Source organism: Halomonas sp. TP35 (assembly GCF_052375975.1).
Classification (GTDB): Bacteria; Pseudomonadota; Gammaproteobacteria; order Pseudomonadales; family Halomonadaceae; genus Vreelandella; species Vreelandella citrativorans.
This window is the reverse complement of record NZ_JBQSUZ010000008.1, coordinates 134,782-159,493: the sequence shown is the minus strand read 5'-3', so window position 1 is coordinate 159,493 and position 24,712 is coordinate 134,782. Positions and strand designations below refer to the sequence as shown.

At 51.5% G+C, this 24,712-nt stretch carries 21 protein-coding genes; 16 read left to right on the top strand and 5 right to left on the bottom strand.

All coding sequences use genetic code 11. The features are described from left to right. The first annotated feature begins 116 nt into the window (after positions 1 to 116). From ACT3RU_RS11585 to ACT3RU_RS11565, 5 genes are all read left to right on the top strand, one after another. Positions 117 to 710, top strand: coding sequence for a TetR/AcrR family transcriptional regulator (locus tag ACT3RU_RS11585; RefSeq protein ID WP_192528699.1), 594 nt, complete (start codon positions 117 to 119; stop codon positions 708 to 710). Between the two features lie 55 nt (positions 711 to 765). Continuing rightward, a complete protein-coding gene (locus tag ACT3RU_RS11580; RefSeq protein ID WP_192528700.1) occupies positions 766 to 1,644 on the top strand; it encodes an alpha/beta fold hydrolase in 879 nt (292 codons plus the stop codon). A 182-nt stretch (positions 1,645 to 1,826) separates the two neighbouring features. Next, entirely contained in the window at positions 1,827 to 3,923 is a 2,097-nt protein-coding gene (locus tag ACT3RU_RS11575; RefSeq protein ID WP_441677146.1) for a GNAT family N-acetyltransferase, read from the top strand. Continuing rightward, positions 3,916 to 4,335 carry an ASCH domain-containing protein gene (locus ACT3RU_RS11570; RefSeq protein ID WP_192527384.1) on the top strand — a complete coding sequence of 140 codons (420 nt, stop codon included), beginning with the start codon at positions 3,916 to 3,918 and terminating at the stop codon, positions 4,333 to 4,335. The genes ACT3RU_RS11575 and ACT3RU_RS11570 overlap by 8 nt, the downstream gene beginning before the upstream one ends. Positions 4,336 to 4,602: 267 nt before the next feature. Beyond that, positions 4,603 to 6,789, top strand: a complete 2,187-nt coding sequence (locus tag ACT3RU_RS11565; protein WP_192527385.1) for an OsmC domain/YcaO domain-containing protein — start codon at positions 4,603 to 4,605, stop codon at positions 6,787 to 6,789. A gap of 193 nt (positions 6,790 to 6,982) precedes the next feature. On the opposite strand, the gene ACT3RU_RS11560 is transcribed toward ACT3RU_RS11565, so the two are convergent. The 3 genes from ACT3RU_RS11560 to ACT3RU_RS11550 all read right to left on the bottom strand — a co-directional run bounded on the left by ACT3RU_RS11560 (position 6,983) and on the right by ACT3RU_RS11550 (position 9,928). Beyond that, on the bottom strand, positions 6,983 to 7,909 hold the full coding sequence (locus tag ACT3RU_RS11560) for a LysO family transporter (RefSeq protein WP_192527386.1): 927 nt from the start codon (positions 7,907 to 7,909) through the stop codon (positions 6,983 to 6,985). Positions 7,910 to 7,924: 15 nt separating this feature from the next. Next, the gene (locus tag ACT3RU_RS11555) at positions 7,925 to 8,644 is read right to left on the bottom strand and encodes a hypothetical protein (protein WP_087111965.1); all 720 of its coding nucleotides are present in this window, start codon (positions 8,642 to 8,644) and stop codon (positions 7,925 to 7,927) included. 348 nt (positions 8,645 to 8,992) lie between these two features. After that, positions 8,993 to 9,928 carry a 2-hydroxyacid dehydrogenase gene (locus ACT3RU_RS11550; RefSeq protein WP_192527387.1) on the bottom strand — a complete coding sequence of 312 codons (936 nt, stop codon included), beginning with the start codon at positions 9,926 to 9,928 and terminating at the stop codon, positions 8,993 to 8,995. 425 nt (positions 9,929 to 10,353) lie between these two features. On the opposite strand from ACT3RU_RS11550, the gene doeA reads away from it, so the two are divergent. From doeA to ACT3RU_RS11510, 8 genes are all read left to right on the top strand, one after another. After that, positions 10,354 to 11,553, top strand: coding sequence for an ectoine hydrolase DoeA (doeA, locus tag ACT3RU_RS11545; RefSeq protein ID WP_087111969.1), 1,200 nt, complete (start codon positions 10,354 to 10,356; stop codon positions 11,551 to 11,553). 50 nt (positions 11,554 to 11,603) lie between these two features. Further along, a complete protein-coding gene (gene doeB, locus ACT3RU_RS11540) occupies positions 11,604 to 12,620 on the top strand; it encodes a N(2)-acetyl-L-2,4-diaminobutanoate deacetylase DoeB (RefSeq protein WP_087111972.1) in 1,017 nt (338 codons plus the stop codon). A gap of 8 nt (positions 12,621 to 12,628) precedes the next feature. Then, a complete protein-coding gene (locus ACT3RU_RS11535; RefSeq protein WP_192527388.1) occupies positions 12,629 to 13,105 on the top strand; it encodes an Lrp/AsnC family transcriptional regulator in 477 nt (158 codons plus the stop codon). Positions 13,106 to 13,325: 220 nt separating this feature from the next. Further along, positions 13,326 to 14,822 carry an NAD-dependent succinate-semialdehyde dehydrogenase gene (locus tag ACT3RU_RS11530; protein WP_192527389.1) on the top strand — a complete coding sequence of 499 codons (1,497 nt, stop codon included), beginning with the start codon at positions 13,326 to 13,328 and terminating at the stop codon, positions 14,820 to 14,822. Positions 14,823 to 15,007: 185 nt separating this feature from the next. Next, positions 15,008 to 16,441 carry an aspartate aminotransferase family protein gene (locus ACT3RU_RS11525; RefSeq protein WP_192527390.1) on the top strand — a complete coding sequence of 478 codons (1,434 nt, stop codon included), beginning with the start codon at positions 15,008 to 15,010 and terminating at the stop codon, positions 16,439 to 16,441. Positions 16,442 to 16,559: 118 nt separating this feature from the next. Then, the gene (locus tag ACT3RU_RS11520) at positions 16,560 to 17,252 is read left to right on the top strand and encodes a haloacid dehalogenase type II (protein WP_192527391.1); all 693 of its coding nucleotides are present in this window, start codon (positions 16,560 to 16,562) and stop codon (positions 17,250 to 17,252) included. Between the two features lie 46 nt (positions 17,253 to 17,298). After that, entirely contained in the window at positions 17,299 to 17,646 is a 348-nt protein-coding gene (locus ACT3RU_RS11515; RefSeq protein WP_087111984.1) for a putative quinol monooxygenase, read from the top strand. Positions 17,647 to 17,694: 48 nt separating this feature from the next. Further along, the gene (locus ACT3RU_RS11510) at positions 17,695 to 18,162 is read left to right on the top strand and encodes an S-ribosylhomocysteine lyase (protein WP_087111986.1); all 468 of its coding nucleotides are present in this window, start codon (positions 17,695 to 17,697) and stop codon (positions 18,160 to 18,162) included. A 98-nt stretch (positions 18,163 to 18,260) separates the two neighbouring features. Here ACT3RU_RS11510 and ACT3RU_RS11505 read toward each other — a convergent pair whose 3' ends face one another. Beyond that, a complete protein-coding gene (locus ACT3RU_RS11505; protein ID WP_192527392.1) occupies positions 18,261 to 19,532 on the bottom strand; it encodes a methyl-accepting chemotaxis protein in 1,272 nt (423 codons plus the stop codon). Positions 19,533 to 19,873: 341 nt separating this feature from the next. Between ACT3RU_RS11505 and ACT3RU_RS11500 the strand changes: the two genes are divergently transcribed. Then, a complete protein-coding gene (locus ACT3RU_RS11500) occupies positions 19,874 to 20,524 on the top strand; it encodes a peroxiredoxin (RefSeq protein WP_483392693.1) in 651 nt (216 codons plus the stop codon). Between the two features lie 265 nt (positions 20,525 to 20,789). Here the strand turns inward: ACT3RU_RS11500 and ACT3RU_RS11495 are convergent, their stop codons facing one another. After that, the gene (locus tag ACT3RU_RS11495; protein WP_192527394.1) at positions 20,790 to 21,803 is read right to left on the bottom strand and encodes an isocitrate dehydrogenase; all 1,014 of its coding nucleotides are present in this window, start codon (positions 21,801 to 21,803) and stop codon (positions 20,790 to 20,792) included. A gap of 524 nt (positions 21,804 to 22,327) precedes the next feature. Between ACT3RU_RS11495 and ACT3RU_RS11490 the strand changes: the two genes are divergently transcribed. Together ACT3RU_RS11490 and ACT3RU_RS11485 are read left to right on the top strand one after the other, a co-directional pair. After that, entirely contained in the window at positions 22,328 to 23,818 is a 1,491-nt protein-coding gene (locus tag ACT3RU_RS11490) for a SulP family inorganic anion transporter (protein WP_192527395.1), read from the top strand. 22 nt (positions 23,819 to 23,840) lie between these two features. Next, positions 23,841 to 24,698: a universal stress protein gene (locus ACT3RU_RS11485; RefSeq protein ID WP_192527396.1), complete on the top strand. Its 858-nt coding sequence runs from the start codon at positions 23,841 to 23,843 to the stop codon at positions 24,696 to 24,698. Positions 24,699 to 24,712 lie beyond the last annotated feature (14 nt).

Here is a 24,712-nt window from a genome sequence, read left to right as displayed (position 1 = left end):
AGCGTGCACCTTCATTTGGTTGAAAATGAAATGAGGACACGCCCTAAATACCTGCGACTTCTCACGACACCTATTTCTCATAAATACCGTCCGGCCAATGAGTCTTGTGCAAGCGTATGAAAAACACCGCCACCCGCGATAAGTTAATTGATACTGGTGCTGAGCTGATTACCCAACAAGGGTATAACGCAACGGGCATCAATGCCGTACTTAACGCCTGCGGCGTGCCCAAGGGGTCGTTTTACCATTACTTTTCCAGTAAGGAAGATTTTGGCCTGGCGGTGATTGAGCGGTTTGCCAACGACTATGATGCTAGTCTGGTCGCTCTGCTTGAAGATCCGATGACACCCCCTCTTTACCGCCTGAAGCGCTACTTTGCCGCCAGCCGCGCTTATATGAGCGAGCGCGACCATGCGGCCGGCTGCTTGATCGGCAATTTAGGACAGGAGATGGCGGGGCAGAGTGTTCGCTTTCGCGAGGCGCTTAATCACGCGTTCCTGCGTTGGGAAGCACGTTTTGCTCACTGCCTGCAGGCAGCCCAGGCCCAAGGGGCTCTCACTCAAGCACTGGACCCTCATCAGTTGGCAAGCTTTATTCTTTCCGGCTGGGAAGGGGCAATTTTGCGTGCCAAGACCCTGAAGTCGGATGCTCCCATGGAAGTGTTTGAAAAGCTGCTGTTCGAGCAGGTGCTGACGTCGCCAGTTGAATGAGCAACCCTTTAAGCCACCGGTTTATTCATATCGATTACTGAGCCAGGAGCCTGCCATGTTCCAAGGGTTTGAAAAGCATTTGCGTTACATAAAGGGTGTTGGTATTGCTTTTCGTATAGGAGGCCACGGTCCCGCGTTACTGCTGCTCCATGGCCACCCGCAAACCCATGTGATCTGGCATAAGGTGGCTGAAACGCTTGCCCAGCACTTCACCGTAATAGCCGCCGACCTGCGCGGCTACGGCGATAGCGGCAAACCCGACGATGACGCCGAGCATCTCAATTATTCAAAGCGCACCATGGCAGCTGATATGGCCGAGCTGATGAGTGATCTGGGGTTCGAGCGCTTCAAAGTGCTGGCGCATGATCGCGGTGCGCGGGTCGCCCACCGCTTGGGTGTTGACTACGCCTCACGCGTTGAGCGTATGGTGCTTCTCGATATTGCGCCGACCCTTGCCATGTACCGCGGCACCAACGAGGCCTTTGCGCGCAGCTATTGGCACTGGTTCTTTCTGATTCGCCCCCAGCCGCTGCCTGAAATGCTGATCAATAGCGCCCCGGCCCAGTACCTGAAAAGTGTGATGGGTGCGCGCAGTGCCGGGATGGCGCCGTTTACTCCGGAAGCGCTGAAGGAATACGAACGCTGCCTGGCACTGCCCGGCACCGCGACCGGCATTTGTGGCGACTACCGCGCCAGCGCCACGATCGACTTAGTCCACGATCAGGCCGATATCGACGCTGGTGTAAAACTTACCTGCCCGCTAAAAGTGATGTGGGGCGCTGAAGGCGCGATTGAAGCCTGCTTTGATGCACTAAGCGCATGGTGCAAGGTGGCGACTCAGGTGGAAGGCAAAGCGCTGCCCTGCGGCCACTATATTGCTGAAGAAATTCCAGAAATTGTTTTAAGAGAGGTTATGATATTTTTACTCAAATAAGTTACCAATGTTATATTAGGTGGTATTAAGTATATGGTGTTTGAAAGGCTTCCTTATTTTAAAAAACATCTTTAATTATTCTAAAAAATAATTAATAATAATTTTGCTAGAGGTGATTGGTATTAACAGCTTTTCACCCTGTGTGATTTTATTTGTCGTCACTAATAATAAATGAGGTCTCAGTGAGTTACTCTATATTGAAGAGCTATAACGATATTTCTGATTATATAAGTCAGGTTTCATTGATTGCAGATGAAAATAAAGAATCGTTTGGTTTTTTACCAAAAGCTACTTACGACCAAATGGCAGCAAAAAACCAACTATGGGTAGCAGTAAACGAGGAGGGTGAGCTTAAAGGATATCTTATGTTTGGCGGCACAATGCCTACCCTTAAAGTTTTTCAAATTTACGCATGTAATACCGTAAAGGGTCATGGGGTCGGAAAGAAGTTGATAGACTCTTTAAAGGAATATGGTAGTAAAGAGAATTATCATACTATTTCAGCTAAAGTTGCATCAGATTTATCGGCTAATTGTTTTTGGGATAGTGTTGGGTTTGTTATTCACAGACAAATTAACGGAAGTAAGGCAAAAAAAAGAATTATTAATATTAGAGGGTTTTCTCTAAAAGAAAACGATTTGTTTGGCGATGAGGCTAAAGAGGTTTTAACACCAGTTGTAAGCAGTCCTGTGTTGGCTAGGTCTATATATGCTTTGGATCTGAATTTGTTGTTCGATATTGTTCAGGCAAGAAAAGGGTTTGAAGATGTAGTTAAACTGATGAAGATTGGCTTTCAGGGGGCAGTTACTCTATGTGTTACGCCAGAGTTTAAAAATGAATTAAGGCGTCAATCGTTTAATTTTAAAGATGATGCTATTCTTAGGTTGGCAGAAGTATTTCCTGAGCTAAGAGTAGAGGAAGATGTGTCTGCTTTAATCGATTCGTTAAGAGATATGATATTTCCGTTCCGATCTTTAAAACGAAAAGGTTTTCATAATGACGAGTCAGATTTAAGGCATTTAGCCTACTGTATTTTTTTAAAGGTTGAAGGATTTGTTACTCGAGAAAAGGCACTTTTGAAAGCTTATGATAAAATTAAAGATGAATACGGTGTTGCAATTGTGTCTCCCTATGAGCTGACGATTGACGAAGAAGTTTTTAATAGCCCTTTAAATTCGGATTTTAGGTTTGAAGTGTCTAGTTGTAATTCTTGCGTTAGAAATTTTGTAAATAGTTTTTCTATTCCAGAAGGTGTGCTTAATATATTTTTTAAGGATATAAAGTTTGGGGAAAATGAAATTGTTTATGAAGCTAAACAAGATGGTTGCTTATTTGGAGTGTGCGTTTTTCAAAAGCCAGTAAAAAACTTAGGTATTGCGAATGCTTGCTTGTATATCGATGAGGGGGCTCCGCATGCTCTAGCTGCTATTGATCACTTTATTGAGAAGGCTCTAAGGTATAAAGCTGGATTTGCTTACCGATTAGATTTTTATATTGGCAAAGGTCAAGATGTAACAGAGCAGACATTACTCAAAAAAGGCTTTTTTAAGTCAGGTGAAAGGTTTGTTAAAGTAATTTTTGATTTTTTTGTAAAAAGTGAAAATTGGCCTTTCTTTGCTAAAGAATTCAAATCTCTTTGTGGTCTTTCATTTCCTAAAAGAATGCCTGCTAAGAAAGAGTTGTTAAATACAGGAGTTTGTTTTTCTGATAGTGAAGGGAATATTAATACATTGTCTTGGTTCGATTTTGAAACTATAATATCGCCAAGGTTTATACTGAATTCTACACGTGAGTGCACTCTTGTAGCTATTCGTGAAAATTATGCTAATGGCTTAATTGCAGGGTTAACTGATCAGTTGTCGCTTTTGCCTAGTTATGAGAAATTGCTTTTGTTAGAGAAGGCTTATTTTAGATCAAGTAATAAATCTACTTTTTTTCCTAGAGGTGGTATTGTAGCTTTTTATGTATCAGGTCAAAAAAGTGCACAAGAAATAATTGGTTTTGCACGTATCACATACTCAGCTTTAGTGACTGTTAATGAAGCTTTGTTAAAAGTCGATAGGCAAGGTGTTTTATCCCGTGAAGAATTGATCAGTATTGCTGATAGAAATGGTAGGCTTCATGTTTTTACCTTTGATAATTTTTTAGAGTTTGATCGCCGTGTACCATTTAAACGTGCTAAAAGCATTGGTTTGATTAGTAAGTCTAATTTAGTTTCTCCAGAAAGACTTGGTCCTAAAGGGCTAAGTGTTTTAGTTAAAGAGGCTTTTAATGAATGATGCAATAATTTCTATTAAGCCCAAGCACGTTGAAAATATTTTATCTGGTGAGAAGAAAGTGGAGCTTCGTACTAGAAAGATAAATTTACCTGTTGGGTCTAGGTTGTGGGTTTATACTACTCTTCCTGTTGGTAAGATTAATTTGCATGTAGAAATTTCATTTGTAGTTAGTCTTTCACCAAAAGAAATGTGGGATGAATACAAAGATCAAATATGTATCACAAAAAAAGAGTTTGATGATTATACACGAGGAAAATGCATTGTCTCTGCAATAGGGCTAAATAAAATTAATATATTGGATAGAGGTATTTGTTTGCAAAAGCTAAGGGAGTATGAGAAGGGGTTTCAGCCCCCGCAGTTTATCTCAATGTTATACCCTGAGAGAGCTTTGTATTCAGCTCTGTACAATTAGCTTTGTGAAAGCTGTTCTTTTAACGTTGCGAATGTTAATTGTTTAAGTTGTGAGTTTTTACTTTGAACGATTTATAGTTATTCGTTTTTATCCGGTTTATATAGTTAATAAAATTCGATACCTATTTATAACATTTCTAGCAGATGAAATCGTTGATTGGGTTTCTACACGAGACGAAGCGGGTCAAAAACTGGATAATGGGCGGCAATTCGCCGAGGGCTCTGTTTTCAACCGCCCAGGCACACTCATTGCTCTGGATGCCCGCTCATGGAAATCAAAGTCAACTATCTCGATAACCTCCGCCTGGAGGCCAAATTCGACGACTTCACCGTTATTTCAGACCAGCCGATTCGCTACAAGGGCGACGGCTCGGCGCCTGGCCCGTTTGACTACTTCCTGGCGTCATCTGCCATGTGCGCCGCCTACTTTGTGAAGGTGTACTGCAACGCGCGGGATATTCCCACCGAAAACATCCGCCTCTCGCAGAACAATATCGTTGATCCGGAAGACCGCTATAAGCAGATATTCAAGATACAGGTCGAGCTTCCCGAAGATATTTCCGAGAAGGATCGCCAGGGTATTCTGCGCTCGATTGATCGCTGCACGGTCAAGAAGGTTGTTCAAACCGGCCCTGAGTTTCAGATCGAAACCGTCGAGAATATCGATGAGGATTCCCAGGCGCTGTTGATGGGCGCCCCGCAAGGCAGCGAGCGCACCTATATCGAGGGAAAGGATTTACCCCTTGAAGATACCATCGCCAATATAAGCGCGCTGCTGGCTGATCTTGGCATGAAGATCGAGATCGCCTCTTGGCGTAATATCGTGCCTCATGTCTGGTCGCTGCATATTCGCGACGCGGCCTCGCCCATGTGCTTTACCAACGGCAAAGGTGCCACCAAAGAGAGCGCACTGTGCTCGGCGCTGGGCGAGTTTATTGAGCGCTTATCCTGCAACTTCTTCTACAACGATCAGTTCTTTGGTGAAGAGATCGCCAATAGCGAATTCGTACACTACCCCAATGAGAAGTGGTTCAAGCCAGGGCCTAACGATGAACTGCCCGCTGAAATTCTCGATGAGCACTGCTTGGCGATCTACAACCCGGAAGGCGAGCTTTGCGGCTCGAATCTGATTGATACCAACTCCGGCAATGAGGCGCGCGGCATTGTCTCGCTGCCCTTTGTTCGTCAGTCGGATGGCGAAACGATCTACTTCCCTTCCAACCTGATTGAAAACCTGTTCTTGAGCAACGGCATGAGCGCAGGCAACACGCTGGTGGAAGCTCAGGTGCAGTGCCTGTCGGAAATTTTCGAGCGGGCGGTCAAACGGGAAATTCTGGAGCAGGAAATGACCCTGCCAGATGTACCGCAAGATGTGCTGGCGAAGTACCCAAATATTGTCGAAGGCATTAAGGCGCTTGAGGCCCAGGGCTTCCCAGTGCTGGTAAAGGACGCCTCCATGGGCGGTCAGTTCCCGGTGATGTGTGTGACCTTGATGAACCCGCGCACCGGCGGTGTATTTGCCTCCTTCGGCGCCCACCCAAGCTTTGAAGTGGCGGTGGAGCGCAGCCTGACCGAGCTTTTACAGGGTCGCAGCTTTGAAGGCCTGAACGATCTGCCGCTGCCAACGTTCAACTCGCAGACCGTTTCCGAGCCCAACAACTTTGTTGAACACTTTATCGACTCCTTTGGTGTGGTTTCCTGGCGCTTCTTCAGTGCCAAGGCGGATTTCGAGTTCAGCGAGTGGGATTTCTCCGGCACCAACGAAGAAGAGGCCGAAACGCTATTTGGCATCTTCGAGGAGTTGGGGGCGGAGGTGTACATGGCGGTCCATGAGGATCTCGGTGCGCCGGTGTGTCGTATTCTGGTGCCGGGCTACTCTGAGGTGTATCCGATTGAAGACTTGATCTGGGATAACACCAACAAGGCACTCGATTACCGTGAGGATATCCTCAACCTGCACCAGCTAGAGGATGACCAGCTCACCGATTTGGTCGAGCGCCTCGAAGAGAGCCAGATGGATGATCACGCCGATATCACCACCCTGATCGGCATTGAGTTTGATGAAAACACGGTATGGGGCCAACTCACCATTCTGGAGCTTAAGCTTCTGATCTACTTGGCGCTTGGCCGTCATGAAGAAGCACTTGATTGTGTGCAGATGCTGCTGCAGTACAACGACAACACCGTTGAACGTGGTCTCTTCTACCAGGCGATGAACGCGACGCTGGAAATTGCCCTGGACGACGAGCTTGAAATCGACGACTACCTTCCTAACTTCCAGCGCATGTTTGGCGAAGAGACCATGGCGGCGGTTGTCGGCTCGGTGGAAGGCAGCGTGCGCTTTTACGGTCTGACGCCCACCAACATGCAGCTTGATGGTTTGGAGCGTCATCAACGTTTGATTGAAAGTTACAAGAAGCTTCACGCCGCGCGGGCGGCAAAAGCAGGCGCTTAATCGCCTCCCGTTTCACTTATTCAATGGAAATGCCATGACACCGATGGCATTCAGCACTCCCTTGATGGCCGCAGCGCTAACGTTCGTATGCACCTAAACAGCAAGCGGGAGAGCTACAGCACGTATTAAACGGGAGTGGTTTTAAAACGCTGTGGGGGTAGCTCACAGCGTTTTTGTAGCGTGCAATGAAGCGTCAAAGCGAGAGAAAAAACAGAATCAAAGGGGGCGAGAGCAGCGAAAGAATAAATCCGCTAACCACCGCGATGGGCACGCAGGCGACGCCGCCGTGCTGTTGAATCACAGGCAGGGTAAAGTCCATTGATGTGGCGCCGCCATAGCCAATGGCAAGGGCGGTGTGGCGGTGAATCACTAACGGAATCAAAATAAACGCCAGGAGTTCCCGGGAAAGGTCGTTAAAAAACGCCACGCCGCCCATTAGCGGCCCTAGCTGGTCGCCAATTAAAATGGCCGACAGTGAATACCAACCGAAGCCAGACGCCATGGCGAGTCCTTCATTCCAGCTAAGCGAGAGCAAGGGGGCGGCAGCCAATCCCGCCAGTAGCGAGCTAACGGCCAGCGTTACCGCAATAGCAAGCCCCAGCCGGTTGAGCAGAATTTGCTTAAGCGGCATGCCAGAGTTGCGTAGCTGACAGCCAATCAGTACTAACAACGCGTAAAGCACCCATTCAGCTAACAGCTCTGCGGCCGTAAAAAGCGTCTCGCCTAGCCTTGGGCCCAGCAGCAGGCCTGTTATAACGCCGACCGCCACTACGGCCAGCAAGAGTAACGAGCCTTGCATGGCGGCCAGCTTACTGGTCGGTGCGTTTTTAACCACAGGTGAATCCCCCGTTTGTAGTGCTACCCGGCGAGACAGCCACCATAAAGCGGCCAGGTTAAACGCCGTGGTAATGCTAAACAGCAGCAATGCATTACCCCCTAGCCGTGAAAGCTGGCTTGTTAGATTTTCAAGTCCTGCCAAGCCTACCCCCATGAAGAGCAAAATAAGATAAACCGAGCCGCTAACGGCACGGTTGATCAGTTGCTGGAGGTAAGGAGAGCGAATGCGTAATAAATAGCCCACTATCAGAGGCAGAAGAACAATCAATAATCCAGACAGCATGTAGGGTGTGGCGCCTTAAGGGTTGAATTGAGTAAGCCTGATGCGGGTTTGACGGCGACCCTCTTTTTGATACTCCGCCGAGACAATCAGGCCGGGCCAGTCTGGGTGAAAGTTGATTTCCAGATGGCGGTCAGGCTTTTCGATATCCGTCAAAATGACCTGCTGTACCTCAAACTCACCAGCGGGCACGTTGACCGTGTGCGTGCCTGGCGTAGCGTAGTACTGGAAGTGCTCATCGCGGCCGCGGTGGTCAACAAAATCGAGATCACACGGTGCGCTGCGCGTACACGTTTCATGGCCTGCCCGTCGAGAGAGATCAACCAGCGCGGCTTGACGATCAAGCGTCGCAATATCGTTATCGGTTAATCGATAGCTGTCGCCTACGCCAAGAAGCGAGTAGCTGCTGCTAAAAAGCAGTGAACGGACGGCGTCATCATCCGCTGAAAAGCGGCTGTACTCCTGGCCGCTGACAATAGCCAATGAAAAGCGCATATCGCTTAGCCAATGCTGGCCTTCCTGGCTGAGCGTATGGGTAATCGTTGCACTTGGCCAGTTGCGGGTTTCCAGCCGGTATTGCGCTTCAAACGGCGCTATTTTCGGTGCTATGTCCGGCGCTATGTCAGCAAACTTGCTGGCGGTTTCTTCACTCGCATTGGCCGGTAGAGAGCTGAGCGACAGACAGGCGGTGCCCAACAGTATACAAGCCGATACAGCATTTAAACGGGCGGGTCGCATCCTGATACTCCTTATGAGCAAGCGATCCTTGTTAGCAAGCGCTGTTTTCACATAAGCCCGATAAGCGGGGCTGTCTTGGGTTTAAAAGGCTGTTGGATTGACGAGTAAACAAAGGGTTCGTTCCAGCGGCTCTCTTTTTTACGAGGCCCGTTTTTACAAGGCCAGCTTTTACAAGATAAGTACCTCAAACCATATCAGCCAAGTGCTTCCATGGCTTGGCAAACAGTTTAAGCGCTTTGAGTGTGCATCTTAACATTTGATGCGCACGTGATGCTGGTGGTGTATCGCGATGAAAGAAGCGCCACCCGCTTCATGTAGACAGAGGCGCCCATGCTGGTTTTAACGGACTTAGTATCCTTGTGTGGGGTTAACCGTAGGCAGGTCTTCACCCGCTTCAAAGGCATGCAGGTAGGCAATGACCTGGTCAATCGCATCATTCACCGGAGTGGGCGCTGCCATGTGGGGCGTGACGACGACGCGGGGGTGCTGCCATAAGGAGCTTTTAGCGGGCAGCGGCTCTTCACAAAAAACATCTAACAACGCGCCGCGCAAGTGGCCTGACGTAGCGCTATCACCCAGCGCTTCAAGAAGCGCCTGTTCATCAATCAAGCTGCCTCGGCCTGGGTTGATCACGCTGGCGCCCTTGGGCAGTTTGGCGAGCCGTTCGGCGTTCAGAATACTCTGTGTGGCGGGGGTGTCGGGCAGGATAGTAACCACGCTTTGCACTTGGCCAAGAAGCTTGTCCAGTCCTTCATCACCATGTAGGCACTGTACACCTGTGATGGTTTTGGGTGAACGGCTCCAGCCCAGCACCGGAAATCCCGCTTGCTGCAAGGCGCTGGCAACATGCGCACCGATAGCGCCCAGGCCGAGCACACCTATTGGCCAATCAGCTTTGTCTGCCAAGCGTTGCGGCTGCCATTCAGCGTTGGCTTGCTGAACGGCGTAACGGTCCATACTGCGGTAAAAATGTAAGACGCCGTAAAGTACGTAGTCGGCCATTGGCTCGCTCATGCCCGCATCGCGCAACTTCACGATGGGAACATTGGCGGGCAGCCCTGGTGTGCCGAGTAAGTGATCTACTCCTGCGCCCAGGTTGATGATGCCTTTAAGCCGAGTCTGCTCTTTCAAGAGATACGCGGGGGCTTTCCATACCGCAAGATAGTCAGCATCTTGTCGTGCCTCTTCGGGAGCGTCGCTGGTCACGACCGTTGCGTTAGGAAGCGCTTCGGAAAGGGCGTCGCGCCATTGAGTGGCATCATCGGTGTGCACAACAATTTTCATTTCGGCTCCTGCGTGGTGAATGGGTGTCTCTCACTCTATTTATTTATCATGGGGAGGTTGTCTGCACGCTGCAAGCCGTAACATGCCACGGCGTTTGGCCTACATTGACCCACGCGTGGTTGAGAGCTACCTGGGTGGCCGTACATTGGAGCATTTTCGGCAATTGGTTGAGAATAAGCTTGAAAATTAACAGTTGATTGGCCTCAATGAGCGCGCCGTACTGAAGCTTTTACGTAGCCGGTTAAGAGAGCCGGCAACATGAGTTAAATAAAGGCTTTGACCCGCAACCACGGGGTGGTGCTAGTATCGGGCTAAGACGACATTGGCAAGCCTTCAATGGCGGTAGCCTGGTCGCCCTTGTGCCCCGTTGCTTGGCGTAAAAAACGCGCACCGGTTCTTGGTGATCTTTGATGGTGAGTTGCCCGATGACTCAGGTTTCCCTGCCCTTCACGCGTGAAGAGTATGCACAGCGCTTGTGGAAGGTGCGTGCTGAAATGGCCGGCCGCGGCATTGATGTATTGATCGTCAGTGATCCGTCGAATATGGCATGGCTGACCGGCTACGACGGCTGGTCATTCTACGTACACCAATGTGTACTGGTTGGCCTGGAAGGCGAGCCGGTATGGTTTGGGCGTCGTATGGACGCTAACGGCGCACTGCGCACCTGTTGGATTGACCCAGTCAATATTACTTATTACCCGGATTACTACGTTCAAAATCCGGATATGCACCCGATGGATTATCTGGCGCAGTCGATCTTGCCTGATCGCGGCTGGCATACCGGCGTAGTGGGTATGGAGATGGATAACTACTATTTCACCGCCAAAGCCTACCAGAGCCTGCTACGCGAGCTGCCCCACGCGCGCTTTATCGACGCCAATGCGCTGGTGAACTGGTGCCGGGCAATCAAGTCGCCTCAGGAAATCGCCTATATGCGCATTGCCGGCAAGATTGTTGAAGGCATGCACTCGCGCATTCTGGAAGTCATCGAGCCGGGGCTTCCCAAGAGCAAGCTGGTCTCGGAAATCTACCGGGTGGGGATAGAAGGCTTCTTCGATGAAAACGGGAAAGTGTATGGTGGCGATTACCCTGCCATTGTCCCCATGCTGCCAACCGGTAAAGATGCCGCTGCCCCGCATTTGACCTGGGACGATACGCCGTTTCGTGAAGGCGAGGGCACGTTCTTTGAGATTGCCGGGGTGTTCAAGCGCTATCACGCGCCCATGTCGCGTACCGTATTTCTGGGACGACCGCCGACCGACTTCATTCGTGCTGAATCGGCCCTTCTTGAAGGTATCGAAAACGGTTTGGAAGTTGCTAAGCCGGGAAATAGAACGGCGGATATTGCCATGGCGCTAGGTGCGGCGATGGATAAATACGGTTTTGACCGCGGTGGCGCACGCTGCGGTTACCCCATCGGTATTTCGTACCCGCCGGACTGGGGCGAACGCACCATGAGTCTGCGTCCCTCGGATGAGTCCATCCTGCAACCTGGTATGACCTTTCATTTTATGCCTGGACTTTGGGTGGACGATTGGGGGCTGGAAATTACCGAAAGTATCCTGATTACTGAAACAGGCTGCGAGACGCTGGCCAACTTCCCGCGGCAGTTATTTGTTAAATGATGATAAGTCGTTAAAGAATAAGCCGCTAAGTAACTGATTAAGGAGTCGTTATGACCCTGCGACCGAGCCCGATTTCCGCGACTGTCGACTTTGATGCTGACGGCGTGCAGCACGGTTTTTTAAAGCTGCCCATCTCCACCGATATCTCGGCTTGGGGGGCGGTAATGATCCCGATTACTGTGGTGAAAAATGGCGAAGGCCCCACGGCGCTATTAACCGGCGGCAACCATGGCGACGAATACGAAGGCATTACCTCGCTGCTCAAGCTAGCTAATGCGCTCACCGCAGAGGACGTCAGTGGGCGGGTAATTATCGTGCCGTGCATGAATACGCCCGCCGTTATGGCAGGCAAGCGGACATCGCCGATGGATAAGGGCAATCTTAACCGCAGCTTCCCCGGTGACCCCAACGGCAGCGTAACGCTGCAAATTGCCGACTACTTTACCCGCGTTTTGGTGCCCATGAGCGATGTGGTGCTGGACCTACACTCCGGTGGCCGCACGCTGGATATTCTGCCGTTCGGTGCTTCCCATGTGCTGGATGACAAAGCCCAGCAACAGGCCGCGCTGGAAGGCGCCAAAGCGTTTGGCGCGCCTTACGCCATGGTGATGTTTGAGCTGGATGCCGAAAAACTCTTCGATACTGCCTGCGAGCGCCAAGGCAAGGTGTTTGTGGCCACAGAGCTTGGCGGTGGTGGCACCTCCACGCCACAAAGTATGGCGATTACCGAGCGCGGCGTACGTAACTTTCTGATCCATTACGGCCTGCTAGAGGGTGAGGTGGATATGCCGCAAGGCGGCCAGGTCTATCTCGACATGCCTGACGCCAGCTGCTACGTACAGAGCCAGCACTCCGGCGTACTTGAGCTTTGCGTGGCGCTGGGCGATGCCGTGACCAAAGGGCAGGTGTTGGCTTACGTGTACGATATGACCCGTACCGGTAGCGAGCCGGTTGCTTACCGCGCCGAACGCGATGGCATTTTGATGGCCCGGCGCGCCCCGGCCCTGGTCAATATGGGGGACACCATTGCGGTGATTGCCGATGTTGTCGACCGCCTGGAGGCATAGCCCAAGGCATGATGAAACTCGACCGTTTTGATCTTAAAATTCTCGATATCCTCTCCCGTGATGGGCGGATCACCAAGTCCAAACTGGCCGAGGCGATTAACCTCTCGGTCAGCCCCTGCTGGGAGCGAGTCAAACGCCTGGAAAAAGCCGGGGTCATTCAGGGCTATACCGCGCGCATCAATGCCGATGTACTGGTGCCGCGCAACCCTGTGTGGGTGCAAATTGAGCTTAAAGCCCACAACGCCGAAAGCTTTGCGCGCTTTGAAGCTTTGGTCATGGATACGCCAGAGGTCACCGAATGTGTCGCTGTCGGCGGTGGGGTCGATTATCTGGTGAAGTTTGAAGCCTGCACGATTGATAGCTACCAGCGGCTCATGGATAAATGGCTGGTATCCGAAGCGGGCATTGAGCGTTACTTCACCTATATCGTGACCAAAACGGTTAAGCGTCAGCCAATGGGCATTGATGTTGACGACGTTCTTTAACGGCGTTTCTTGGTCCTCACGCGTTCCCTCCAAAAAAACACGCTGCTAAACGTCCATAGACAAAAAAAGTCGCACGATAAGCCCTGGTTTTCAAAAACACTTCGTGCGTCTTCTCCCTTACGCTAGGCACATCGAAAGGATCGACCAAAAGCCGGTCTTTTCAATCGTCAACGTGCAACGGTTTGTCGCCGGTTAATGGCTTCAACCAAGGGAGGTGCCCATGACCACACTATCGACCACGCTGGTGAAACGGCTAGAAGATCCGCGCCTGTTTCGCCAGTACGCTTATGTGAATGGCAAGTGGACGCATGGGGAAGGTGGCCGTGAAGAAGCGGTGTATGACCCGGCAACCAACGAAGCTATCGGGCATATTCCTCTGCTTGAAGCCGAGCAGATTACCGCGGCGGTGGATGCCGCTGAGTCGGCCTTTGTTCACTGGCGCGCACTGCGTGCCGACGAGCGCTGCGAGCGCCTGCTGGCTTGGTACGATTTGATTCAGGCCAACCGCGAAGACCTGGCGACCATCATGACGCTGGAGCAGGGCAAACCGCTGCCCGATGCACGGGGCGAAGTAGAGTACGGAGCAAGTTTCGTGCGCTGGTTTGCGGAAGAGGGTAAGCGCACTTACGGGGAAACGATTCCCAGCCATATCCCTAATGCCTCGCTGGGCACTATTAAAGAGCCTGTTGGCATTGCCGCGATGATTACGCCGTGGAATTTTCCGCTGGCAATGATTACCCGTAAAGCGGCGGCCGCGCTGGCTGCTGGCTGCCCGGTGATTGTGAAACCCGCCAATGAAACGCCTTTTTCAGCGCTGGCGCTGGCAGAATTAGCCGAGCGGGCAGGCATACCGGACGGTATCTTTAACGTGGTCTTGGGTGAGCCTGCCGAGGTTTCTAAGATACTGTGCAGCGAGCCACGCATCCGGGCGCTGTCATTTACCGGCTCCACCCGCGTTGGCCGCCTGTTAATGGAGCAAAGTGCTGGAACTGTTAAGCGCCTTTCACTGGAGCTGGGCGGTAATGCGCCGTTTATCGTCGGGCCGGATATGGACCCCAAAGAGGCGGCTTACGCGGCGGTGGACGCCAAGTTTCAAACGGCGGGGCAGGACTGTTTGGCGGCCAACCGGATTCTGGTGCACGAATCCATTCATGATGCCTTTGTTGAGCAGTTTACCGAGCGCATGGCGGCATTAACCGTCGGCAATGGTTTGCAGGGAGAGATCGATCTCGGCCCGCTGATTCACCGCCAGGCCGTAGAGAAGGCCGCCGCGATTGTTGATGATGCGATTTCTCGGGGCGCCACACTGGTGATGGGAGATCAGAGCCAAGCGCCAGGCGAAAACTTCTTTATGCCGGTGCTATTAACAGGCGTAACGCCTCAAATGAAAGTTTGGCGGGAAGAGAATTTTGCCCCGGTGGCCGGAATTACCGCTTATTCGAGCGACGAAGAGGTCATTGAGCTTGCCAATGATACCGAGTATGGCTTGGCGGCCTATGTATATACCCATGATATTCGCCGGATATGGAAGCTGATGCGTGGGCTGGAGTACGGCATGGTCAGTGTAAACTCCGTCAAGATGACCGGCCCGCCGGTGCCCTTTGGCGGCGTGAAGCAGTCTGGCCTTGGCCGTGAGGGCGGCGCCACCGGTATCGACGAATATCTCGAAACCAAGTATTACTGCTTAGGCGCGCTGGGTTCTGTATCAGGGAGCTAGAGTAGATAGTTTCGCAGTAGAGGCTAGTTAGGCACTAAGCGAACCGTCTTTTTCAGGGATGAAAAAGCCGAGCGCCCAGGGATGGGTTTACAGCGTGTTCGCGTGTGACTAACCAGCCGTGAAGCCCGCAATATTTCAAATTCCTTCCCGCTGATCGGGGAGGTTTATCGTACAGAGAGAACGTTATGAGCCAACATCAGGATCTGATCGAACGCGACCGCAAAGTCACTTTTCACGCCTCTACCCACCTGCGTGACTTCGCCCATGGCGATGCGCCGGGCCGTGTGATTACCGGCGGTAAAGGCATCAATATCGTGGATAAGGATGGCCGCGAATTTATCGACGGCTTTGCCGGGCTTTACTGCGTTAATATCGGTTATGGCCGCACGGAAATTGCCGAAGCCATTTACAAGCAGGCGATGGAGCTCTCTTACTACCACACCTATGTCGGCCACTCGAACGAGCCGCAGATCGCGCTTTCTGAGCGTATTCTGAAAATCGCTGGCATGAACATGTCCAAGGTCTACTACGGCATGTCGGGCAGTGACGCTAATGAAACCCAGCTGAAAATTGTGCGTTACTACAACAACGTACTCGGCCGCCCGCAGAAGAAAAAAGTCATCTCGCGTATGCGCGGCTACCATGGTTCGGGCATTGCTTCTGGTTCCTTGACCGGTCTTAAGGCGTTTCATGACCACTTTGACCTGCCGATTGATACCATTCGTCATACTGAAGCGCCGCACTACTACCTGCGTGCCGCCGAGCAGCACGGCATGACGGAGCTTGAGTTTTCCTCCTTCTGTGCCGACAAGCTGGAAGCGATGATTCTCGAAGAAGGCCCGGATACGGTGGCTGCGTTTATCGGCGAGCCGGTGTTGGGCACAGGCGGTATCGTACCGCCGCCCGAAGGTTACTGGGACGCGATTCAGGCGGTGTTGGCCAAGTACGATGTGCTGTTGATTGCCGATGAAGTGGTATGTGGCTTTGGACGTACCGGATCTGATTTTGGTAGCCACCACTACAACATGAAGCCGGACCTGGTCACGATTGCCAAAGGCCTGACCAGCGCCTATCAACCGCTTTCTGGTGTGATTGTGGGCGAAAAGGTATGGCAAGTGCTTGAGCAGGGTACGGGTGAGTTTGGCCCAATCGGCCACGGTTGGACTTACTCTGGCCACGCGCTGGGCTGTGCCGCCGGTATTGCCAACCTGGATATCATCGAGCGTGAAAACCTGGTGGGCAACGCGGCTGAAACCGGTGCCTACTTCCAGGCGCAGCTTAAGGCCACGTTTGAAGGTCATCCGCTCTTGGGGGATGTACGCGGTGTTGGCTTAATGGCTGCGCTGGAGTTCTCACCGGATGCCAAGCAGCGCTTGCACTTTGACCCGGCCCTCAAAGTGGGCCCGCGAGTGGCCGCAGCCGCCATGGAAGAGAACCTGATTGCTCGCGCCATGCCCCAAGGCGACATTTTAGGTTTTGCGCCTCCGCTGACCATTAACCGCGCAGAAGTTGATGACGTGATTGGCCGTGCCAAGCGCGCCATTGACCGGGTAACCGATGAACTTACCTGCTCAGGCGATTTAAAAGCGGGCCATCAGGAAGCTGCGTTCACGATTTAATGAAAAGACGCTGATCTTGTAACGCCGCTGCTCATTTATGCAGCGGCGTTTTTGTTTTTTGGTCGGGCAGCTATGCTACTAACTACAGTAACGGTGAACGGATACGTTAGGAGTGGCTATGCAACCGGTATTGGCTTTCGATGTATATGGCACGCTGATTGATACCCAAGGCGTTACGGCGGAACTCGAACGGCGACTTAACGATGCCGCCAACGCAGAAGAATTTGCCAAGCGCTGGCGGGAAAAACAGCTTGAGTACAGCTTTCGTCATGCCTTAATGGGCGCTTATGTGCCTTTTTCAGAATGCACGAGAGAAGCCCTGGTGTTTACTAGTCGTGCGCTGCAAGCAGGTCTTTCTGGCAATGACCACGACCACCTTATGGATGTATATGCAGAGCTCCCAGCCTTCCCGGATGTGGTGGATGCGCTTGATCAGTTACGTGATGCGGGCATTCGTTGCGTGGCGTTTTCCAATGGCACGACGGAGGCGGTAACACAGCTGCTGATACGTGCCGGCGTAGAAAGCCACATGGATGCGGTGATAAGCGTGGACAATATCAAGCGCTTTAAGCCAGACCCAGCGGTATATAGCTATCTTCGCTCACAGCTGGAAGCGCGCCCTGAGCATACCTGGTTAATTTCAAGCAACGCCTTTGATGTGATTGGTGCAACCCATGCCGGGCTGCGAAGTGCCTGGGTGCGGCGTCATTCCGATGCGCCCTTTGACCCCTGGGGCATTGAACCTGATATGACGGTGCCTGACCTGGAGGCCTTGGCCGAGCGTATTATTTGCCAGGTTGTTAACCGATAAGAACAAGCCGCATAATGACGTACGATTCATATATCAGGACGTGATCATGTCAGAGAAAATTTACTGTATTGCTGGCTTCAAACCCAAACCAGGCAAAGAGGAAGCGGTGTTCAAAGCGCTTCAGTCGCTGGAGCCAAACACACACCGGGAAGACGCCTGCATTCACTACACGGTGACCCGCCAGATCGATAACCCCTTCGCTCAAGGCACCAGTTATCCGATTGTATTCCATGAAATCTGGGCGAGCCGTGAAGAGTTTGAAGCACATTGTCAGCGTAAAGAGATCCAGGACTTCTTTGCCAAGCACGTTGAATCACCGGATGGCGATATCGAAGATGCCAACGTATGCGTGTATACCGATGAACCGTGGAATTTTGACGCCCCCAAGGTATAACCCCAGCGTGTAGAATGGGCCCACGACACCGATAAGCACGGAGCAAACATGACCGAAAAGAAAATGAACGTTGAAAGCTTTAACCTGGACCATACCAAGGTCAAAGCGCCTTATGTACGTCTTGCTGATATCAAGCAGGGCCAGAACGGCGACCAGATTCATAAATATGATCTGCGTATCTGCCAGCCGAACAAAGAGCACATGGAGATGCCTGCGCTGCATTCTCTTGAGCACTTGATGGCTGAACTATCGCGTAATCATACCGATAAAGTGGTCGATATCAGCCCGATGGGCTGCCAAACCGGCTTTTACATCGCGATGATCAATCACGATAACTACGACGACGTGTTAACCATCATTGAGCAAACCCTGAACGACGTTCTGGTGGCCACCGAAGTGCCTGCCTGTAACGAAATGCAGTGCGGCTGGGCCGCGAGCCACAGCCTGGAAGGCGCCCAGAAGCTCGCCCGTGACCTGCTTGCCAAGCGTGGCGAATGGACGGAAGTATTTGCATAAAACGGCCTTTTCAAACCGTTTTTAAGACCGTTCGTTTGACGCCGCTGCAGAGAAAACAAGAACGCCTTCTTCACGGAGGCGTTTTTTTTGAATATTTCTTATAACCGCGTATCAGCGGCCAGTTGTTCAATAGAGCGGGCGACATCCTGAGCGTCGTGGAGAATCTTGTTCACAATCGCATCAATTTCGCTAACCCTGGATTGCCCGGCTTTGCTTTGTTGAATGACCTGTTGCATGGCTTCGGTGGTGCGTTCGACAAGGTTACTGTTGTCTTTTAGCACCTGGGAAATTTGTGCCACGGCTTCGCTTGATCCTTTAGCCAGTTGGCGTACCTCGTTAGCAACCACGGCAAAGCCGCGTCCCTGTTCACCTGCGCGGGCGGCTTCAACCGCGGCGTTAAGAGAAAGCAGGTTGGTTTGGCTGGCTATCTTGGCAATAGAGGCCGTAATTGCATGAATACTTTGCGACTGTTTATGCAGCGCCTCTACAAGCTCTTGTGCCTGGACCAGCGTTTGAGCGGCTTGCTCTGAGCCTTTTACCATCTCATCCAGGTGGTCGAGGCTATCTTTGGCGGTACGTTCAATTTGTGACGTGCTGGTTTGGGCGGAGCCAATCGTTCCCGTTGTCGCATTGGCTTTGTCGACCAGTTGGGTGATATCTGCTGCGAATTTTACCACCTCGGTAACATTGCCATCTTCATCTTTAACAGGATTGTAGGTGGCTTCTAGCCAGATGCTTTGGCCATTTTTAGTGATGCGCTCAAAGCGGCCTTTGGTAAAGTCCCCTTGGGCCAAGCGCTCCCAAAAGTGAGGGTTTTTACGATAGAAGTCAGGTGGGCAAAACATACGGTGGTGTTGACCAATAATATCTTTTTGTTGATAACCCATCGCGGCTTCAAAGTTTTTATTGGCTTCGAGTACTTTCCCTTGAGGGGTAAACTCAATGACGGCCATTGAGTCATTGAGCGCCCTTAGCACGGCCTTTTGCCGTTGAGACTCCTGATGGCGCTGGGTAACATCATTCGCTACTTTCAGGATTTCTGTCACATGGCCGCGAAAATTTCGTATAGGCACATACGTCGCTTCTAACCAGACTTCTTCATCGTTCGCACGTACGCGACAAAAACGCCCCTGACGGCTATCTCCAGCAGCTAATGAGTGCCAAAACTGCTGATACTCAGCACTGCTGACTTCCTGATCATCGCAAAACATGCGGTGATGCTTACCCTTTATATCGTCTAGTTGATAGCCCATCGCCTCAAGAAATTGCGGGCTGGCATCCTTAATAACGCCCTGAGGCGTAAATCGAATACACGACGTATGGCGTTTTAAGGCGAGGTAGAGAGGGGCATTAAAAAAGCTTATACGCATTTTTTGCCTTCTATATTAGGAAACAGCTAAAAAAGAAGCAGCCAAAGAGGAAGGAGCAGAAGCGCTTTTAATTATAGTTGGCTTTTTGAAATATAGGACTGCGTAACGAAGATGACAAGTATCAGCGATAGAGAGGAGGTAGTGTAAAGCATAAAGACCTCAATTCTAGCGCTTAGGCTAGCCGTGCGAAGGGGAGCTTTAAAAGCGACGGGAGCTGCCCTTTGGACGTCAGCCAATAGCACGCGTGAATATTCGCTTTCTTAGCACTAAATGTTCTATAGTGGATTGCTTAAAGGTGGTTTAAGGTATTAAAAGCAGTAATCACCCGCGAAGGAGGCACAATGTCATTACGTATTAATGCGGTCGTTCCCGATTTTGAAGCACAAACTAGCCAAGGGCCTATCCAGTTCCACGAGTGGATTGGTGATAGCTGGGCTATTTTGTTTTCACACCCCAAGGACTTTACGCCGGTTTGCACCACGGAGTTTGGTGCTGTAGCCACGCTAAGTGCCGAGTGGAAAAAGCGCGACACTAAAGTGATTGGTGTGTCGGTTGATGGCGTTGAGGATCACAAACGCTGGGCCGACGATATCACCCGGTATAGCGGCAGCGACGTTGATTTTCCGATCATCGCCGATGAAGGCCTTAAAGTTTCCAAACTGTTTGATATGCTGCCCGAAGATGCCTATCTGCCGGATGGCCGTACGCCAGCCGACAGCGCCACGGTACGCTCGGTGTTTATCATTGGGCCGGATAAGCAGCTAAAGCTATCCATGACTTATCCCATGACGGTAGGACGTAATTTCGCTGAAATTCTACGTGCTCTGGATGCCCTGCAGGCAACCGTTAAGCATGGTGTGGCGACGCCCGCTGATTGGACAGTTGGCCAGGATGTTATTATTCCGCCAAGCGTTTCAGATGACGATGCCAAGCAAAAATTTGGTGAGTTTGACGCGGTGCTGCCTTACCTGCGTAAAACATCGCTAAAATAAGCGCGCAGTCATAGCGTTCTTACTAAAGCCCCAGGGTTATTAACGCCTTGGGGCTTTTTTAATGGCGCCTGATAACCCATTACGGTGTTTCTAACACACGTTATTTAACCGTCGTTGATACGCTTGGTCTGTTAGTTTAAGGCTTCGATTAGCCGCTGAGCTTCCGCGATGGTTTGCTAGCAATGGGCAGCAGGGTTCGTAACCAAAAGCGCCCTTGATGAAAGGGCGCAGATAGCGATTAAAGAAACGTATTCAAGCCGAATATTTAGGCGTGGATGTACTCAACCAGTGCTTGCGCAAAGGTATCGGTGTTGCCCGTGCCGCCTATATCGGGCGTGACCATGTCACGGCGGGTTTCTAACACCGTGCGAATGCCGTGACGGATAGTTTCGCCTTTGTCTGCCATGCCCAAATGATCAAGCATCTGCGCGGCAGCCAACAATAGAGCGCAGGGATTGGCGAGCTTTTTACCCGCAATGTCAGGGGCAGAGCCGTGTACTGCTTCAAAAATCGCCGCTCTTTCACCAATATTAGCGCCAGGTGCCAAGCCTAGCCCGCCCACCAAGCCTGCACACAGGTCTGAGAGAATATCGCCAAACAGGTTCGTGGTAACCACCACATCAAACTGATGCGGGTTCATCACCAGCTGCATGCAGGCGTTATCGACAATCATCTCTTGAAACTCAATGTCGGGATACTCGCTTGCGATCTCACGCGCCACATCCAAAAATAGCCCGGAGCTGGTCTTGATAATATTGGCTTTATGCACTGCGGTGACCTTTTTTCGACCACTGCTTTTGGCCAGCTCAAATGCATAACGCACAATACGCTCGGAGCCTTTACGGGTTACCTTGATCACCGAAATGCCGGTGTTGCCGTCGTCGATCATCTCTTGGCCATCAGACAAATACGCACCTTCGGTATTTTCGCGTACGGTGATCATGTCGATGTCTTCAAAGCGCGAGCGAGTGCCAGGAAAACTGATCGCCGGGCGTACGTTGGCATAAAGATCAAAGTGACGGCGTAGCTGTACGTTAATGGAGGAGAAGCCCTTGCCAATGGGAGTGGTCAGCGGGCCTTTTAAGGCAATGCCGTGTTTCTCTATAGCATCAAGCGATGCCTGCGGGATCAACGTTCCATGATTTTCCAGCGCTGACAGGCCTGCATCCACAAACTCGTATTCAAAGCCGCACTCAAGCGCATCGAGCACGCGCAGGGTGGCATCCATAATTTCAGGCCCAATGCCATCGCCTTTAATCACCGCAATTGAATGGCTCATGTGCTACTCCTCAGGAAGATGGGAACGCGTTGGCCGAAATGTTGACCAGGTTCAATGATGGCGCCTTATGCGCTTGATGCCCATGGTAAGCGATGGTGGCGCTGAAGCGCATCCTGCGCTGGCTATTTCAGTATACCACCAGGCCTCAAGTGCGCTGGGGTGCAGAAGAGGTAGGTTGCTGGTAAACTCTGCACCGGTTCTGCCGCTTAACCTTCAGTGGCAAGGTAACTTCGTAAAATATCTCGGCAAGGCATCTGCGCAATGAAACGCTCATTGGCAACATCTGTAGTACTTACCACTGGGTTGATGACTCCACCCTAGGTATTCCCTCTTTCGAAAACGCCATGGCGCGAAAGCGCTTCCACGGCGTTACGGCATTCTATTGCTGTTATTTGGCTACTGACGCTCTTGGCGTCTTCATCCTGCAGCCTGACTCATACAATCTGGTTTTGAATGACGTGACATCTGGCCCTGTGGGGCGGAGTTAGCGCGTCTTGTTTAATCAATAACGATGGACTCCCTGAATGGCACTTTTCAGCAAGCATGAGTGGTTTTCCAATATTAAAGGCGACACCCTTTCGGGCCTGGTCGTCGCGCTGGCGCTGATTCCCGAAGCGATCGCGTTCTCCATTATCGCAGGCGTCGACCCGAAAGTAGGTCTTTATGCCTCGTTCTGTATTGCGGTGATTATCGCCTTTACCGGTGGGCGGCCGGGGATGATCTCAGCGGCCACTGGTGCCATGGCGCTATTGATGGTCACGCTGGTGCGCGAGCATGGCCTTGAGTACTTGCTGGCAGCAACGCTTTTAACCGGGGTGTTTCAGATCATTGCAGGATATTTAAAACTGGCTGAGCTAATGCGCTTTGTGTCCCGCTCGGTCGTTACTGGCTTTGTGAATGCGCTAGCCATTTTGATCTTTATGGCCCAGTTACCTGAGTTAACCAATGTCACTTGGCATGTGTATGTCATGACCCTGGCCGGTTTAGGCATTATCTATTTATTCCCTTATCTGCCGGTGATCGGTAAAACGCTACCCTCGCCGCTGGTGTGCATCGTGGTGTTAACCATTGTGTATATGGTGAGCGGCATGGATATTCGCACGGTGGGTGATATGGGCGAGCTGCCTGATACGCTGCCGATTTTCCTGTGGCCGAATGTCCCGCTTAACCTTGAAACCTTGATGATTATTCTGCCTTACGCCTTGATGCTGTGTGTGGTGGGTCTACTGGAATCGATGATGACAGCGACCATTGTGGACGATTTGACCGACACGTCGAGTGATAAAAACCGCGAGTGCAAAGGCCAAGGCATTGCCAATATTGGTGCCGGGTTACTGGGCGGTATGGCGGGTTGTGCCATGATTGGTCAGTCGGTGATCAATATTAAATCCGGTGGCCGTACGCGGCTATCAACATTGATTGCGGGCGTTGTACTGCTGTTGTTGGTCGTTTTTCTAGCCGATTGGGTCTCACAAATTCCCATGGCCGCGCTGGTAGCCGTCATGATTATGGTGTCGATAGGCACCTTTAGCTGGGCGTCGATTCGGGATCTTAAAAAGCATCCTCTCAGCACCAATATTGTCATGTTGGCGACGGTCGCTGTGACCGTAAGTACCCATAACCTGGCGATCGGGGTTTTTGTTGGCGTGCTGCTGGCAGCGCTGTTTTTTGCCAATAAGGTTGGCAATATCATGTACATCGGCTCTACTGAGATAGAGACGGGCCGAGAGCGTGAGTATCAGGTCGTTGGGCAGGTCTTCTTCGCCTCTTCCGAGCGTTTTATGGCGGCGTTTGATTTCAAGGAGAGCCTAGACAAGGTGACGATCAATGTATCCAACGCGCACTTCTGGGATGTTACCGCTGTACAGGCACTTGATCGGGTCGTTATCAAGTTCCGCCGTGAAGGCACTGACGTCACGTTGGTTGGGATGAGCGAAGCCAGCGCCACGGTGGTTGACCGCTACGCGATGCACAACGATCAAAAGGCGGTCGAAAAACTGATGGATGGCCACTAAGCATCTAATAAAGGAGAGCAGCATGCCGGAACATGTAGTTGCCGCAATTGATGGTTCCCGGTTTTCACAAGCCGTTTGCGATTACGCTGCCTGGGCAAGCCTTGCGCTGGGCGCGCCGTTAACCTTTGTGCATGTGGCCGATAACCATTCAGAAGTGTCAGGCGAGCCGGATCTTTCGGGCCAGCTGTTTTTTGGCGCCCGCGAGCGCTTGCTGGAGGAGCTGCTGGGCCTTGATGAGAAGCGTGCCAAGGTCAACCGCGAACAGGGCAGGTTGATGCTGGAAGCAGCCCGGGCGCGCGCCGTTGAAGAGGGCGTTAGCGACGCAGTTACTCGCCAACTGAACGGTACTTTGGTGGAAACACTGGTCGGGCTTGAAAATGAAATGCGCCTGCTGGTGATGGGTAAGCGCGGCGAGACGGCTCATCAAGCCAGCGAGCATCTTGGCTCCAACCTTGAGCGGGTGGTGCGTGAAATGCATCGCCCTATTTTGATGGTGCCCGCTACGTTCAAGCAGCCTGAAAAAGTATTGATTGCGTATGATGGCAGCAAAACGGCTCGCAAAGGCGTGGAAATGCTGGCCCGTTCGCCACTGTTTGCAGGCAGCGAGTGCCATGTACTACTGGTGGATACGGACAATGCAGAGAATCGCCTGGAGCTTGGTTGGGCGCTAGGTATCCTGCGTGAAGCAGGCCACAAGGCAGAAGGCGCTATCCGCAACGGCAACGTAGATGATGCGCTGCAAACCTACGAGCAAGAGCACGCGATTGACCTCTTGGTCATGGGCGCTTACGGGCACTCGCGCATCCGCCACTTGTTGGTTGGCAGTACGACGACTGCGATGCTGCGTAGCAGCCGTATCCCCGTTCTTATTTTGCGCTAAGTCTCCTTCTTTTC

Excerpts from the sequence above, each read along its gene's own strand:
- ACT3RU_RS11585 (WP_192528699.1), top strand. The coding sequence starts at position 117 with ATGAAAAACACCGCCACCCGCGATAAGTTAATTGATACTGGTGCTGAG.
- ACT3RU_RS11580 (WP_192528700.1), top strand. The coding sequence starts at position 766 with ATGTTCCAAGGGTTTGAAAAGCATTTGCGTTACATAAAGGGTGTTGGT.
- ACT3RU_RS11570 (WP_192527384.1), top strand. The coding sequence starts at position 3,916 with ATGAATGATGCAATAATTTCTATTAAGCCCAAGCACGTTGAAAATATT.
- ACT3RU_RS11565 (WP_192527385.1), top strand. The coding sequence starts at position 4,603 with ATGGAAATCAAAGTCAACTATCTCGATAACCTCCGCCTGGAGGCCAAA.
- ACT3RU_RS11560 (WP_192527386.1), bottom strand. The coding sequence starts at position 7,909 with ATGCTGTCTGGATTATTGATTGTTCTTCTGCCTCTGATAGTGGGCTAT.
- ACT3RU_RS11555 (WP_087111965.1), bottom strand. The coding sequence starts at position 8,644 with ATGCGACCCGCCCGTTTAAATGCTGTATCGGCTTGTATACTGTTGGGC.
- ACT3RU_RS11550 (WP_192527387.1), bottom strand. The coding sequence starts at position 9,928 with ATGAAAATTGTTGTGCACACCGATGATGCCACTCAATGGCGCGACGCC.
- doeA (WP_087111969.1), top strand. The coding sequence starts at position 10,354 with ATGACTCAGGTTTCCCTGCCCTTCACGCGTGAAGAGTATGCACAGCGC.
- doeB (WP_087111972.1), top strand. The coding sequence starts at position 11,604 with ATGACCCTGCGACCGAGCCCGATTTCCGCGACTGTCGACTTTGATGCT.
- ACT3RU_RS11535 (WP_192527388.1), top strand. The coding sequence starts at position 12,629 with ATGATGAAACTCGACCGTTTTGATCTTAAAATTCTCGATATCCTCTCC.
- ACT3RU_RS11530 (WP_192527389.1), top strand. The coding sequence starts at position 13,326 with ATGACCACACTATCGACCACGCTGGTGAAACGGCTAGAAGATCCGCGC.
- ACT3RU_RS11525 (WP_192527390.1), top strand. The coding sequence starts at position 15,008 with ATGAGCCAACATCAGGATCTGATCGAACGCGACCGCAAAGTCACTTTT.
- ACT3RU_RS11520 (WP_192527391.1), top strand. The coding sequence starts at position 16,560 with ATGCAACCGGTATTGGCTTTCGATGTATATGGCACGCTGATTGATACC.
- ACT3RU_RS11515 (WP_087111984.1), top strand. The coding sequence starts at position 17,299 with ATGTCAGAGAAAATTTACTGTATTGCTGGCTTCAAACCCAAACCAGGC.
- ACT3RU_RS11510 (WP_087111986.1), top strand. The coding sequence starts at position 17,695 with ATGACCGAAAAGAAAATGAACGTTGAAAGCTTTAACCTGGACCATACC.
- ACT3RU_RS11505 (WP_192527392.1), bottom strand. The coding sequence starts at position 19,532 with ATGCGTATAAGCTTTTTTAATGCCCCTCTCTACCTCGCCTTAAAACGC.
- ACT3RU_RS11500 (WP_483392693.1), top strand. The coding sequence starts at position 19,874 with ATGTCATTACGTATTAATGCGGTCGTTCCCGATTTTGAAGCACAAACT.
- ACT3RU_RS11495 (WP_192527394.1), bottom strand. The coding sequence starts at position 21,803 with ATGAGCCATTCAATTGCGGTGATTAAAGGCGATGGCATTGGGCCTGAA.
- ACT3RU_RS11490 (WP_192527395.1), top strand. The coding sequence starts at position 22,328 with ATGGCACTTTTCAGCAAGCATGAGTGGTTTTCCAATATTAAAGGCGAC.
- ACT3RU_RS11485 (WP_192527396.1), top strand. The coding sequence starts at position 23,841 with ATGCCGGAACATGTAGTTGCCGCAATTGATGGTTCCCGGTTTTCACAA.